Raw genomic sequence first — 13601 nt, 5'->3', positions numbered from 1 at the left:
CTTTGCGTGTCATTGCGTCTGGCTCCCAGTGAACTGATGAAGGTCCCGTTGTGCGCTCGCCTCAGGCGGGGCAGATCGGATCATGGGCGCCGCGACCCAGGCCCGGACCGGGTGTCGGCAGGGGTTTTCACTCAGGTAGCGTGCTGTGAGTCTCATTTTTCGAAGCGGAAAAGTCGCCGCTTGGGAAAACCGGTCCGGATCGGGCGCCGCTGCGCCTGCGCTCGCGCTGCCGGCGCGTCCAGGCTTTATGGTGATCGCGGGGACGGTGCGAGTTCGGGATTCGGATGCGTCTGGTTGGCGTCCAACCCCTTTCAGCCCGCGCATGCGTTGGCTACCGATAGCTGCGACCGACAACGAATCCACAAGGGGTGACCGGTGCGTTCCATATTTTTGTCCATGGGCTTGCTGCTGGGGCTGAGCGGGGCGGTCGCCGCCCAGGTGATCGGCCCGGCCGACGATCGCGCGCTGACCGCGCCGCCGCTGATGCGCGCCGCGGGCGCCGAGCGGCCGATCGCGCTGGAGTCGGCGCAGGTCGAGGTCGAGGTCAACGGCGGTCTGGCCCAGACCACGGTCGAGCTGGTGTTCCGCAATCCCAATGCGCGGCCGCTGGAAGGCCAGTTGCAGTTCCCCTTGCGCGACGGCCAGCAGATCAGCGCCTTCGCCCTGGACATCGACGGCCGCATGCGCGACGCGGTGCCCGTGCCCAAGGCCAAGGCGCAGGCGGTGTTCGAAGCGATCGAGCGCCGTCGCGTGGATCCGGCGCTGCTGGAGAAGACCGAAGGCAACCATTTCCGCCTGCGCGTGTACCCGATCCCGGCCCAGGGCACGCGCCGCGTGCGCCTGAGCTATGTCGAAACCCTGAGCCCCGACGGCGACGGCCGCCGCATGCGCCTGCCGCTGGCGTATGCGCGCGAAGTCGAGCAAGTCGCGCTGCGCGTGATCGCGCGCCAGGCGCCGACGGTCGAGCGCGGTTTCGGCGAGCTGGCATTCCGGCGCGACCGCGACGGCGCCTATGTCGCCCAGGTGCCGCGTGCGCGGATGCTGCAAGGGCAGGGGCTCGGCCTGCGTTTCGACGGCACGCGCGCGGCGCAGGCCTACGTGCAAAGCGTCGACGACCGCCAGTACTTCGTCGCCGAGGTGCCGGTGCCGTCGCAGCCCGCGCAGCGCGCGCTGCCCAAGGTGGTGGGTCTGTTGTGGGACAGCTCGGCCTCCGGCCGCAAGCGCGACCAGGCCGGCGAACTGGCCGTGCTGGAGCGCTACTTCGCCGCGCTGGGCGACGCGCAGGTGCGTCTGATCCGCCTGCGCGACCGCGCCGAGGGCCCGGTCGCGTACCCGGTGCGCGGCGGCGACTGGCGCGAGCTGCGCGCCGCGCTCAAGGCCACCGTCTACGACGGCGCCACCGACCCCGGCGGCTGGACGCCGCAGGCGGACGTGGAGGAATACCTGCTGGTCAGCGACGGCCTGTTCAACTACGGCCAGCGCCGCTTTCCCGAACTGCAACGCGCGCAGCGCCTGTACGCGATCAACTCCGCCGGCGATGCCGCCGACAGCGCACGCCTGAGCGCGCTGGCCGAAACCCACGGCGGCCGTTTGATCGCCTGGCATACCGCCGCCGAGGTCGCGTCTGCGGCCGATGCGCTGCTGGCCGCTCCGCTGCGCCTGGACGAACTCGACGCGGTCGGCGCCACCGATCTGGTCGCCGAGTCGCCTTACCCGCGCGACGGCGTGCTGCGCATCGCCGGCCGCCTGAGTTCGCCGCAGGCCGAGCTGAGCCTGCGTCTGTCCGGTCAGGCGCCGATCCGCCTGCGCGTGGACGGCGACGGCCCGCGCAGCGCCTACGCCGCGCGCCTGTGGGCGGGGTATTCGGTGCGTGCGCTGGGCGCGGAACCGGAACTGCACCGCGCGCGCATCGCGCGCCTGAGCCGCGACTTCGGCCTGGTCACGCCGGAAAGCTCGCTGCTGGTGCTGGAGGCGGTGGCCGACTACGTGCAGCACGACATCGCGCCGCCGGCCGAGTACCGCGCCGAGTTCGCGCGCCTGAAGGCCGAGCAGGGCCAACAGCGCGAGCGCGACCGCCGCAACCATCTGGATGCGGTCGCCACGCAGTTCGACGAGCAGGTGCAGTGGTGGAGCAAGGCCTGGCCCAAGGGCCGGCCGCCGCAGCCCGAACGCATCGCCAAGGGGCTGGTGCAGGCCGCGCCCGCAGCCGACGGCTACGCCTACATGCCGCCGATGCCGCCTGCGCCGGCGCCCGCGCCGGCGGATGCCGCGCCGGAGATCGGCGAGCCGCTGGCACTGGCCGAGGAGTCGGCCGCGCTGGACCGGATAGCCGTCATCGGCGCGCGCCTGCGCGAGGCGGCGCCCGCAGCCGGCGGCGTGCCGCAGCCGATGGCGGCGGAGGCCGATCGCGGCGAAGGCCGCGGCGTCAGCATCGCCCTGCAGGCCTGGAAGCCCGATTCGCCCTATGCCGCGCGCCTGCGCAAGGCCGCGCCGGATCAGGCCTACGCGATCTACCTGGACGAACGCGACGGCTACGCCGCCAGCACCGCGTTCTACCTCGACGTCGCCGACGTACTGCTGGAAAAACAGCAACGCGCGCTGGCGCTGCGGGTGCTGTCCAACCTGGCCGAACTCGACCTGGAGAACCGCCACATCCTGCGCGTGCTCGGTTACCGCCTGTTGCAGGCCGACGAGCCGGCGCTGGCGCTGCCGCTGTTCGAACGCGTCGCGCGGCTGGCCGAGGAAGAACCGCAGAGCTACCGCGACCTGGGCCTGGCGCACGCCGCGCTGCGCGAGTATCAGCCGGCGATCGATCAGCTCTACGAGGTGGTCAGCCGGCCCTGGGACGCCCGCTTCGAGGGCGTGACCCTGATCGCGCTGCACGAGCTCAACGCCATCGTCGCCCAGGCCGGCGGCACGCTGGACACCTCGCGCATCGACCCGCGCCTGCTGCGCAACCTGCCGCTGGACCTGCGCGCGGTGCTGAGCTGGGACAGCGACAACTCCGACATGGACCTGTGGGTGACCGATCCCAACGGCGAGCGCTGCTTCTATCAGCATCCGCTGACGTACCAGGGCGGGCGCCTGTCCAACGACTTCACCGGCGGCTACGGGCCGGAGGAGTTCATGCTGCGCGACGCCAAGCCCGGCAAGTACAAGGTCGAGGCCAACTTCTACGGCGACCGCCAGCAACTGGTCACCGGCGCCACCACCTTGCAGCTGTGGCTGAGCACCGGCTTCGGCACCGCGCGCCAGCGCGACCAGCGCGTGACCCTGCGCCTGAAGCAGCAGTCGGAGACGGTGCTGGTGGGCGAGTTCGAGGTGAAGTGAGCGCGGCAGGACCGGGCACGGACGGGCCGCGGGCGTGCCCGCATCCCGCGCCCCGGCGATTCCCGGCCTGGCGGTTTCCGCCCCAGCCAGTCGGGCCCCCCGGCCTGCTAGAATTGACGGTTCATCCGCACACCTAAACCACCGGACATGATCGAACTCAATCCCGTCCGCCAGCGCATCGCCGACCTCACCGGACGGCTGGATTCGCTCAGGGGGTATCTTTGACTACGACAGCAAGGTCGAACGCCTCGAAGAAGTAAACCGCGAGCTGGAACACCCGGACGTCTGGAACAACGCCGAACGCGCCCAGGGCCTGGGCCGCGAGCGCTCCGCGCTGGAGAAGGTGGTCAACGGCATCCGCGACCTCACCGAGGGTCTGGTCGGCGCCGGCGAACTGCTGGAGCTGGCGGAAATGGAGAACGACGAATCGACCGCGCTGGCCGTGGTCGACGACGTCGAGCGCTACGCCAAGGACGTCGAGCAGCTCGAGTTCCGGCGCATGTTCTCCGGCCAGATGGACGGCGCCAACGCCTTCGTCGACATCCAGGCCGGCGCCGGCGGCACCGAGGCGCAGGACTGGGCCGAAATCCTGCTGCGCATGTACCTGCGCTGGTGCGAGTCGCGCGGCTGGAAGACCGAGCTGATGGAAGTCAGCGGCGGCGACGTCGCCGGCATCAAGTCCGCCACGCTGCGGGTCGAGGGCGATTTCGCCTACGGCTGGCTCAAGACCGAGACCGGCGTGCACCGGCTGGTGCGCAAGTCGCCGTTCGACTCCGACAACCGCCGCCACACCAGCTTCACCTCGGTGTTCGTGTCGCCGGAAGTGGACGACAACATCGAGATCGACATCAATCCGGCCGACCTCAAGACCGACGTCTACCGCTCCTCCGGCGCCGGCGGTCAGCACGTCAACAAGACCGAGTCGGCGGTGCGCATCACCCACGTCCCCAGCGGGATCGTGGTCGCCTGCCAGACCGGCCGCAGCCAGCACCAGAACCGCGACAACGCGATGAAGATGCTGGCCGCCAAGCTCTACGAGCTGGAAATCCAGAAGCGCAACGCCGAGCGCGACGCGGTCGAGGCGACCAAGTCCGACATCGGCTGGGGCAGCCAGATCCGCAACTACGTGCTCGATCAGAGCCGGATCAAGGACCTGCGCACCGGCATCGAACGCAGCGATACCCAGAAGGTGCTCGACGGCGACCTGGACGAATTCGTCGAGGCCAGCCTGAAATCGGGCCTGGAAGCCGGCTCCAAACGCAGCGACGCGGTCTGAGTCGCGGCCGCGGCGGACGCGACCACGGGTCGCCGTCCGCCGCCATGGCCGGACTCAGGGCGCGGGCGGCGTCGCGGCGGCCTGCGCTTGGGCCTGCTGAGCCTGGTCGCGCTGCGCCATGTGCTGGCCGAACTCGTAGCCGGCGCGGGCGAGGGCGCAGACCACCATCACCATCGCCAGGCCGATCAGAACCTTCTTGAACATGCGGCATCCACCTCGTGGGCGCGCCTTCGACTGAGGCGCAGCACCGAATCTAGACCCGGCGCCGGCGACGCGGATGTGCGCAAGGTCACCCGGTCTTCCGGGCCGCCCGCCGCCCGCGGCGGCGAGCAAACCGCGCCCGCTGCCAGTACTCTGCTTTCCTGACCCCGTCCCATCGCAACCCCAACCCTACGAAGACCATGACCGACCAGACGCCCGAGACCACGCCGCACGACGAGAACCACCTGATCGCCGAGCGTCGCGCCAAACTCACGGCGCTGCGCGGGCAGGGCATCGCCTTCCCCAACGACTTCCGCCGCGGCGACTTCGTCGGCGACCTGCAGTCGCAATACGCCGATGCCGAACAGTGGGGCGCCGAGGCGCTGGAAGGCCAGCACCACCGCGTGGCCGTGGCCGGCCGCGTGCTGCTCAAGCGCGACATGGGCAAGGCCGGCTTCGCCCAGATCCAGGACGAGTCCGGCCGCCTGCAGCTGTGGCTGAAGAAGGACGTGCTGGGCGACGCGTACGAGGTGTTCAAGGACTTGGACCTGGGCGACATCGTTTCGGCCGAGGGCGAGCTGACCCGCACCCGCACCGGCGAGCTGTCGCTGAAGGCCGAGAGTCTGCGTCTGCTGACCAAGGCGCTGCGCCCGCTGCCGGACAAGTTCCACGGCATGGCCGACGTCGAACAGCGCTACCGCCAGCGCTACGTCGACCTGATCGTGTCGCCCGACGCGCGCGAGGTGTTCGTCAAGCGCTCGCTGATCATCCGCGCGATCCGCGCCTGGCTGGACGCGCGCCGTTTCCTGGAAGTGGAAACGCCGATGATGCATTACATCCCCGGCGGCGCCGCGGCCAAGCCGTTCGTGACCCACCACAACGCGCTGGACCTGCAGCTGTACCTGCGCGTGGCGCCGGAGCTGTACCTCAAGCGCCTGACCGTGGGCGGCCTGGAGCGGGTCTACGAGATCAACCGCAACTTCCGCAACGAGGGCGTGTCGACCCGGCACAACCCCGAATTCACCATGCTCGAGCTGTACGAGGCCTACGCCACCTACAACGAGATCATGGACCTGACCGAGGCGGTGATCCGCCACTGCGCGCAGCAGGTCGATTCGGTGGTCTCGGAGTGGGACGGCCATAGCATCGACCTGGGCCCGGCGTTCCGGCGCTGGTCGATGATCGACGCGGTGCTGGAACACAACCCCGAGATCCAGCGCGAGCAGCTGCGCGACCTGGACGCGATGCGCGCCCACTGCGCCCGCCTCAAGATCGCGATCAAGCCGTCCTACGGTTGGGGCAAGCTGCTGCTGGAGATCTTCGAGGCCACGGTCGAACACACCCTGATCCAGCCGACCTTCATCACCGACCACCCGGTCGAGGTCAGCCCGCTGGCGCGCGCCAACGACCTGGACCCGGAGCTCACCGACCGCTTCGAGCTGTTCATCGGCGGCAAGGAACTGGCGAACGGCTTTTCCGAGCTCAACGATCCCGAGGACCAGGCCGCGCGCTTCCGCGCCCAGGTCGACCAGAAGGCCGGCGGCGACGACGAGGCCATGCACTTCGACGCCGACTACATCCGCGCACTGGAAGTCGGCCTGCCGCCCACCGGCGGCCTGGGCGTGGGCATCGACCGGCTGGTGATGCTGCTGACCGGTTCGTCCTCGATCCGCGACGTGCTGCTGTTCCCGTACATGCGCCCCGAAGCGGGTTGAGCGCGCGGCGCGACCGGTCTGCCTGCGCCGACCGGTCGCGGCAACGGTCGGCGGGGCCGGCCGTGAACGTCGCCGGGCACGCCGATAACGTCCGGTTTTGCTGTCTTTCGCCGTTGTCGTTGTGCGTCGCACCGCAAAGTGAACGGGGCGGCTGTCAACTGCCGCTGGGCGGGGTATCCTCGTCCAGTCGGCCACCACAGGGGGTGGCCCCTCACGGATGCCGGTGTGAACGTCGTTATCGTCGATGACCAAACGTCCGCGCGCACCATGCTGCGCCACATCATCGAGGACATTGCGTCCGAGCTGGCCGTGCACGACTTCGGCGAGCCCGAGGCCGCGCTGGCCTGGTGCGAGTCCAGCCAGCCGGACCTGCTGTTGCTGGACTACCGCATGCCCGGCATCGACGGCCTGGAGTTCGCGCGCCGTTTCCGCCGCCTGCCGCTGCACCGCGACATTCCGATCATCCTGGTCACCGTGGTCGGCGACGAGCCGGTGCGGCAGGCCGCGCTGGAAGCGGGCGTGATCGATTTCCTGGTCAAGCCGGTGCGTCCGCGCGAGCTGCGCGCGCGTTGCCGTAACCTGCTGCAGTTGCGCCAGCAGTCCGAGAACGTCAAGCAGCGCGCGCTGTCGCTGGAACAGCGCCTGCTGTCGAGCATGCACGAGGTCGAGGAACGCGAGCGCGAGACGCTGTCGCGGCTGGCGCGCGCGATCGAGTACCGCGACGCCGGCACCAGCGCCTACCTGGAGCGCATGGCCCACATCGCCGGGCTGATCGCCGAGGCGCTGGGCATGTTCGAGGACGAGGTGCGGGTGATCGAGATGGCCGCGCCGCTGCACGACGTGGGCAAGATCGCGATCCCCGACGCGGTGCTGATGAAGCCCGGCCCGTTGACCGAGGAGGAGACGGCGGTGATGCGCCGCCATCCCAAGATCGGCTACGAGCTGCTCAGCGGCAGCCAGAACCGTTTCATCCAGGCCGGCGCGATGATCGCGCTGCGCCATCACGAACGTTACGACGGCAGCGGCTATCCCGACGGCCTGGTGGGCGAGGAGATCCCGCTGGAAGCGCGGATCGTCGCGGTCGCCGACGTCTTCGACGCCCTGATTTCGCCGCGTCCCTACAAGAAGGCCTGGGACGTGGACGCCGCTTTGGGGTATTTGTACGCCCAGCGCGGCCGCCTGTTCGACCCGCGCTGCGTGGACGCCCTGATCCGCAGCCGCGCCCGTCTTGAAGAGATCTGCAGCCGCTATTCGACGAGTGTCCCCCGACCCGGCATGGAGTAGCCGATGGCTTCCGTCCTGCGCTTGCTGAAGGAGCGCCTTTCGAATCGCCCGGACAGCGAGCACGGGCAGGCATTGGTTCGACTGGTCATCGCCTGCCTGATCGTGGCCTACCTGCTGAGCCTGCACGCGTTCGAGCGCGACAGCCACGCCACCATGACCATGCTGTGGGTCATGCTGGGCGAATCGGTGATCGGCCTGGGCCTGATGGCGGCGATCGTGATCTCGCCTGGCGTGTCGCACATCCGGCGCTGGATCGGCATGATCGCCGACTACTCGACGCTGGCGATGCTGATGTCGCTGGACGCGCCCTCGCTGGCGCCGTTGTACGTGATCGTGCTGTGGGTGACCATCGGCAACGGCCTGCGCTACGGCACCACCTATCTATACTCGGCCGCGATCCTGGCGGCCGCCTCGTTCATGGCGGTGGTGATCGGCAATCCGTATTGGCGCGTGCAGCCGTACCTGGCCGCGGGCCTGTGGATGGGGCTGGTGGCGATCCCCGCCTATCTGTCCTCGCTGCTGCGCAGCCTGCAGAAGGCGACCGAGGACGCGCGCCGCGCCAACGAGGCCAAGACCCGTTTCCTGGCCAATATGAGCCATGAGCTGCGCACGCCGCTCAACGGCATCATCGGCATGGCCGAGCTGATGCACGGCACCCGCCTGGCGCCGGAGCAGCGCGAGTACGCCGAGGTCATCCACACCTCCGCGCAGTCGCTGTTGCTGCTGGTCAACGACGTGCTCGACATCTCGGCGATCGAGGCCGGCAAGCTGCAGCGCCGCGACGTCGACTTCAACCTGCAGGAAGTCCTCAAGCGCCTGCAGAAGATGCTGCAGCCGCTGGCCTCGGCCAAGGGCCTGACCTTCAAGGTCGACATCGAGGACGACGTACCGGTGCGCCTCAACGGCGACAGCGCGTTGTTGACCCAGGTGCTGCTGAACCTGATGCACAACGCGGTCAAGTTCACCGAGAAGGGCGGGGTGTCGCTGGTCGCGCGGCTGGCCGGCGGGCGCGAGACCGCGACCGATCCCGAGCGCCGCGTCTGGCTGCGCTTTTCGGTGCGCGATACCGGCATCGGCGTGTCCAGCCAGGACGCCGAACGCATCTTCCAGGCCTTCGAGCAGGTCGACAACGGCCCGACCCGGCGTTTCGGCGGTACCGGCCTGGGCACCACGATCGCGCGCACCCTGACCCAGTTGCTGGGCGGCGAGATCGGCCTGGAGCAGAACACCGGCGGCGGCAGCCACTTCTGGATCGAGCTGCCGATGCTGCTGGAGGAGACCCAGCCGACCCAACAGCACGAGACCGTGCACAGCGACGGCGGCAAGGTGATCTCGTTCGAAGATCCCTTCATCCGCCACAAGACGCGGGTGCGCAACCTGCGCGTGCTGATCGCCGACGACCAGCAGGCCAACCGCACCGTGCTCACGCGCATCCTGGAGCGCGCCGGCCATCGCGTGACCGCGGTTAACGACGGCGAGCAGGCGCTGGACCAGTTGGAGGTCGCGCAGTTCGAGCTGGCGGTGCTGGACATGCACATGCCCGGCCTGAGCGGCCTGGACGTGATCCGCCAGCTGCGTTTCATGCAGGCCGGCACCGGCCGCAACACGCCCACCATCATCCTCAGCGCCGACGCCACCCTGCAGGCGTCGGAGGCGGCCAACGAGGCCGGCGCGATGGCCTTCCTGACCAAGCCGATCGTGGTCGGGCGGCTGCTGGAGACCATCGCCGACGTGGTCGATTCGCAGAAGCTGCCGGCGGTGCGCGCGATCAGCGACGTGAGCCGGCCGCTGACCAATCCGGCCGTGCTGGCGGAACTGGCGGAAATGGGCCTGGGCGAGCAGTTCCTGCGCGACTTCGTCGAGCAGTGCCTCAAGGACGCCGGCGGCTGCCAGCAGGAGCTGGCCAAGGTCGGCGCGGCGCGCAACTGGGAGGAATTCCGCGAGGTCGCGCACGCCTACAAGGGCGTGGCCGAAAACCTGGGCGCGCACTCGATCGCCGAGCGCTGTTCGCAGATCATGCGCGCGAGCGACGAAGTCCTGGCGCGCGAGCAATCCAAGCTGGTGACGGATCTGGCCGCGCAGCTAACCGCGGTGACCGACGCCAGCCGTCACGAAGTCGCTCGCCTCAGCCGCAGCGGGCGCGGCAAAGACGTCCCCGACGTGTCCTGATCCTGCCGCCGTTCCGGTCCCGCTCGTCCTGCCACGCAAGACGCGTGGCAGGCTCCCCCTGAGAAGTCCTCATGCGAATGCAAGCGCCGGAGCGTTCGATTCCGCGCGGCGCTGCTGCGCGCGCACCAGGCGTTCCATGGTCTTCAGCCCGCGGTCGTTCAGGCGCATCGCCGCGTCGACCCACTCGGTGGTGACCGACAGCAGTTCGTCCAGGGTGACCGGATTGCAGGCCTGGCGGACGGTGTTCATCGCGCGCAGCGAGTTGCCGATGCGCTGGTTGCGCTTGACCATGTCGGCGGCCGCACGCAGGCCTTCGCCACGCGGAACCACCATGTCGACCACGCCCATGCGCAGCAGTTCTTCCACCGGATAGACGCGCGCGTCCAGCATCATGCGCTCGGCCTGCACCGGGGTGACGCGGCGGGTGAGGAAGGTGTAGGCGCCCATGCCGGGGAACAGATCGAACAGCACTTCCGGGAAGCCCATGCCGGTGCCTTCCTCGGCGATGATGGTGTGGCAGCACAGCGCAGCCTCGAAACCGCCGCCCAGCGCGTCGCCCTGGATCACGGCGATGGAGTGCACGCGGTCTTCGTACAGCTGGTACAGATTGAACGCGACCTCGATGCACAGCTTGGCGTACTCGAGCAGGCGGCCGCGGTTGCCGTTGCGGATCAGCTGCGAGAACAGCGCCAGATCGCCGCCGAGGTTGAAGGCGAGCTTGTCGTCGGAGGCGAGCACCAGGTGATGGATGCCGGCTTTGCGATCGTCGGCGGCGGCAAGTTCGCGACGAATGCATTCCTGGGTGCGCTTCATGTCCCAGAGCAGGCGCTCGGAGAAGCAGGGGTGATAGACCTGCGAAGGGTTGGCGTGCATGTAGCACCAGTCGGCGGTGCCGGCGGCATCGGTGACGCGGCGGAACAGCGAAGAATCTTCGAGGTGCAAACGTGCGGGGACAGCAGACATGGCGAGGCTCCTGGTCGTAGGTGGGAATGGCGGGCGTCGGCCCGACAAATTCATGCTACACCTGCCGTTCAGACTCGAAGCTCCAGAAATTGGCCGACCCCGCGGCTGGAACGGGCGTGTGGCCGGTTCAGGATGCCTCAGCGTGTGTGACCCGCTTGGCAAACCGATACCCGGCAGGGCCGATTCTAGGCGCCCAAAACAAAGCGCCCGCAAGGCGCAGGGCCTTGCGGGCGCGTTTGAGCGGCTTATCGGACGGACGGCGCGTCGGGCGGTCGGATCGGCGCCGTTCAGGCCGCCGGCGCGTCTCGCAGTTCGCGGCGCAGGATCTTGCCGACGTTGGTCTTGGGCAGCTCGGTGCGGAACTCGACGTACTTGGGATGCTTGTAGCCGGTGAGGTTCTCGCGCGCGTGCGCCTTGACCTGTTCGGCGGTCAGCGCCTGATCCTTCTTGACGATCACGACCTTGACCGCTTCGCCGGACTTCTCGTCCGGCACGCCGACCGCGGCGACTTCCAGCACGCCGGGCATCATCGCGATCACGTCCTCGACCTCGTTCGGGTACACGTTGAAGCCCGAGACCAGGATCATGTCCTTCTTGCGGTCGACGATGTAGAAGTAGCCTTGCTCGTCCATGCGCGCCATGTCGCCGGTGTGCAGCCAGCCGTCGGCGTCGATGACGTTGGCGGTTTCCTCCGGGCGCTTCCAGTAGCCCTTCATCACCTGCGGGCCCTTGATGCACAGCTCGCCGACTTCGCCCATCGGCAGCATGTTGCCGTTCTCGTCCTTGACGCAGGCGTCGGTGGAGGAGATCGGCAGGCCGATCGCGCCGTTGTAGTCGGCCAGGTTCATCGGGTTGATGCAGGCTGCCGGCGAGGTCTCGGTGAGGCCGTAGGCTTCCAGCAGGGTTACGCCGGTGACCTGCTTCCAGCGCTCGGCGACGGCGCGCTGCACGGCCATGCCGCCGCCCAGGGTCAGGTGCAGGCGCGAGAAATCGACTTCGTTGAAACCGGGCGTGTTGAGCAGGCCGTTGAACAGCGTGTTGACGCCGGTGATGGCGGTGAACGGCGTTTTCTTCAGTTCCTTCACGAACGCCGGCATGTCGCGCGGGTTGGTGATCATGTGGTTGAGGCCGCCGAACTTCATGAACACCAGGCCGTTCGCCGTCAACGCGAAGATGTGGTACAGCGGCAGCGCGGTGATGATGACTTCCTCGCCCAGGCGCACGTTGGTGCCGACCCAGGCCGCGGCCTGCTGCATGTTGGCGACCAGGTTGCGGTGGGTGAGCATCGCGCCCTTGGCCACGCCGGTGGTGCCGCCGGTGTATTGCAGGAAGGCGATGTCGTCGGGCGTGATCTCGACCTCGGGCAGCTTGTGCATCTGGCCCAGGGTCAGCGCGTCGCGGAAGCGGATCGCGCCGGGGATGTTGTAGTCCGGGATCATCTTCTTCACGTGCTTGAGCATGAAGTTGACGATCGGGCCCTTGGGGAAGCCCAGCATGTCGCCCAGGCCGGTGGTGATGACCTTGATCGAACTGCCGGCGACCACGCCGGCGACGGTGTCGCCGAAATTGTCGAGCACCAGGATGACGCTGGCGCCGGAGTCGTCGAGCTGATGCTTGAGCTCGCGCGGGGTGTACATCGGGTTGGTGTTGACCACGGTCAGGCCGGCGCGCAACACGCCGAAGGTCGCGATCGGATACTGCAGGCAGTTGGGCATCATGATCGCGACGCGATCGCCCTTCTTGAGCTTGAGCTCGCCTAGCAGGTAGGCCGCGAACTGCGCGCTGAGGCGGTCGATCTCGCCGTAGGTCAGCGTCTTGCCGAGGTTATGGAAGGCCGGGCGGTCGCGATACTTCTCGATCGCGCTCTCCAGTACCGAGACGATGGACGGGAACTCGTCCACGTCGATTTGCGGCGGCACTTCCGCCGGGTACTGGGCAAGCCACGGACGTTCAAAACTCATCGCGATCCCCTCTCTATCGCTGGCGTTTCCGTTCAATGGCAGCGCGTCGAATGCGCCGCCGTACGGTCCTGTTCGGATTGGAGCATAGGCTCTATTGGCTGGCAAGGTGACGCGTCGTGCGAGCGCGAAAGTGCGCCTGGGCGTGTCAGGATGAGGGTTGGAAAATAGAACGGACGGTCAGATCGATGGGCATTCCTGCGACGGGTTCGGCGGCATCGCGTTGGCGCGCAATCGCGCTCGCCGCAAGCGCCCTGGCGCTATGGGCGTTGCTGGCGGGTTGCGCGCGCACGCCGCCGGAGCAGCGCCTGCGCGAAAGCCTGGCCGCGCTGCAGACGGCGATGGAGGCGCGCGACCTGGAGGGCCTGCACGCGACCCTGGCGGAGGACTTCGTCGGCCCGGAAGGCATGGACCGCAACGGCGCGCGTGGCCTGGCGATGCTGAGCTTCCGCCGCTACCGCGACGTCGGCGTGACCCTGGGACCGGCGCAGATCGCGATTCAGGGCGACCGCGCCACGGTACGTTTCAGCGCCGCGCTCAGCGGCGGCGCGGGCAAGGTGCTGCCGGACGCGGCCCAGGTGTACGAGGTCGAAACCGGTTGGCGCGAAACCGAAGGCGAGTGGCGCATGACCAGCGCGGAGTGGACGCCGAAGTTGTAGGGGCTGGCGCGATCGAGCCCCTTTCCCGCTTGCGGGGGGAGGGCAG

Annotated in this window: 9 protein-coding genes; 6 read left to right on the top strand and 3 right to left on the bottom strand. The window is 68.6% G+C overall.

What is annotated here, in order from left to right:
- Window positions 1-375 precede the first annotated feature (375 nt).
- Together LVB77_RS12660 and prfB are read left to right on the top strand one after the other, a co-directional pair.
- Window positions 376-3330: a VIT domain-containing protein gene (locus LVB77_RS12660; protein WP_232906465.1), complete on the top strand. Its 2955-nt coding sequence runs from the start codon at window positions 376-378 to the stop codon at window positions 3328-3330.
- Window positions 3331-3477: 147 nt separating this feature from the next.
- A protein-coding gene (gene prfB / locus LVB77_RS12655; RefSeq protein WP_232906464.1) for a peptide chain release factor 2 occupies window positions 3478-4606 on the top strand; the annotation gives its coding sequence in 2 pieces (ribosomal slippage) (window positions 3478-3552 and window positions 3554-4606; 1128 coding nt in all).
- A 54-nt stretch (window positions 4607-4660) separates the two neighbouring features.
- On the opposite strand, the gene LVB77_RS12650 is transcribed toward prfB, so the two are convergent.
- Window positions 4661-4810 (bottom strand): hypothetical protein, encoded by a 150-nt coding sequence (locus tag LVB77_RS12650; RefSeq protein WP_232906463.1) that lies wholly within the window; start codon window positions 4808-4810, stop codon window positions 4661-4663.
- Between the two features lie 197 nt (window positions 4811-5007).
- On the opposite strand from LVB77_RS12650, the gene lysS reads away from it, so the two are divergent.
- The 3 genes from lysS to LVB77_RS12635 all read left to right on the top strand — a co-directional run bounded on the left by lysS (window position 5008) and on the right by LVB77_RS12635 (window position 9975).
- Entirely contained in the window at window positions 5008-6522 is a 1515-nt protein-coding gene (lysS, locus tag LVB77_RS12645) for a lysine--tRNA ligase (RefSeq protein WP_232906462.1), read from the top strand.
- A 267-nt stretch (window positions 6523-6789) separates the two neighbouring features.
- Complete coding sequence (locus LVB77_RS12640) at window positions 6790-7806, top strand: two-component system response regulator (RefSeq protein ID WP_232910284.1); 1017 nt, start codon at window positions 6790-6792, stop codon at window positions 7804-7806.
- Between the two features lie 3 nt (window positions 7807-7809).
- Complete coding sequence (locus LVB77_RS12635; protein WP_232906461.1) at window positions 7810-9975, top strand: response regulator; 2166 nt, start codon at window positions 7810-7812, stop codon at window positions 9973-9975.
- A gap of 69 nt (window positions 9976-10044) precedes the next feature.
- On the opposite strand, the gene LVB77_RS12630 is transcribed toward LVB77_RS12635, so the two are convergent.
- Both LVB77_RS12630 and LVB77_RS12625 read right to left on the bottom strand, forming a co-directional pair.
- Window positions 10045-10938, bottom strand: coding sequence for a crotonase/enoyl-CoA hydratase family protein (locus LVB77_RS12630; RefSeq protein WP_232906460.1), 894 nt, complete (start codon window positions 10936-10938; stop codon window positions 10045-10047).
- A 287-nt stretch (window positions 10939-11225) separates the two neighbouring features.
- The gene (locus LVB77_RS12625) at window positions 11226-12899 is read right to left on the bottom strand and encodes a long-chain fatty acid--CoA ligase (protein WP_232906459.1); all 1674 of its coding nucleotides are present in this window, start codon (window positions 12897-12899) and stop codon (window positions 11226-11228) included.
- A gap of 185 nt (window positions 12900-13084) precedes the next feature.
- On the opposite strand from LVB77_RS12625, the gene LVB77_RS12620 reads away from it, so the two are divergent.
- Complete coding sequence (locus LVB77_RS12620) at window positions 13085-13555, top strand: nuclear transport factor 2 family protein (protein ID WP_232906458.1); 471 nt, start codon at window positions 13085-13087, stop codon at window positions 13553-13555.
- The last annotated feature ends 46 nt before the right edge of the window (window positions 13556-13601 follow it).

This window comes from Lysobacter sp. 5GHs7-4 (assembly GCF_021284765.1).
Lineage (GTDB): Bacteria > Pseudomonadota > Gammaproteobacteria > Xanthomonadales > Xanthomonadaceae > Lysobacter.
The sequence above is the reverse complement of the archived record's forward strand: the minus strand, read 5'-3'. Positions and strand labels throughout refer to the sequence as shown.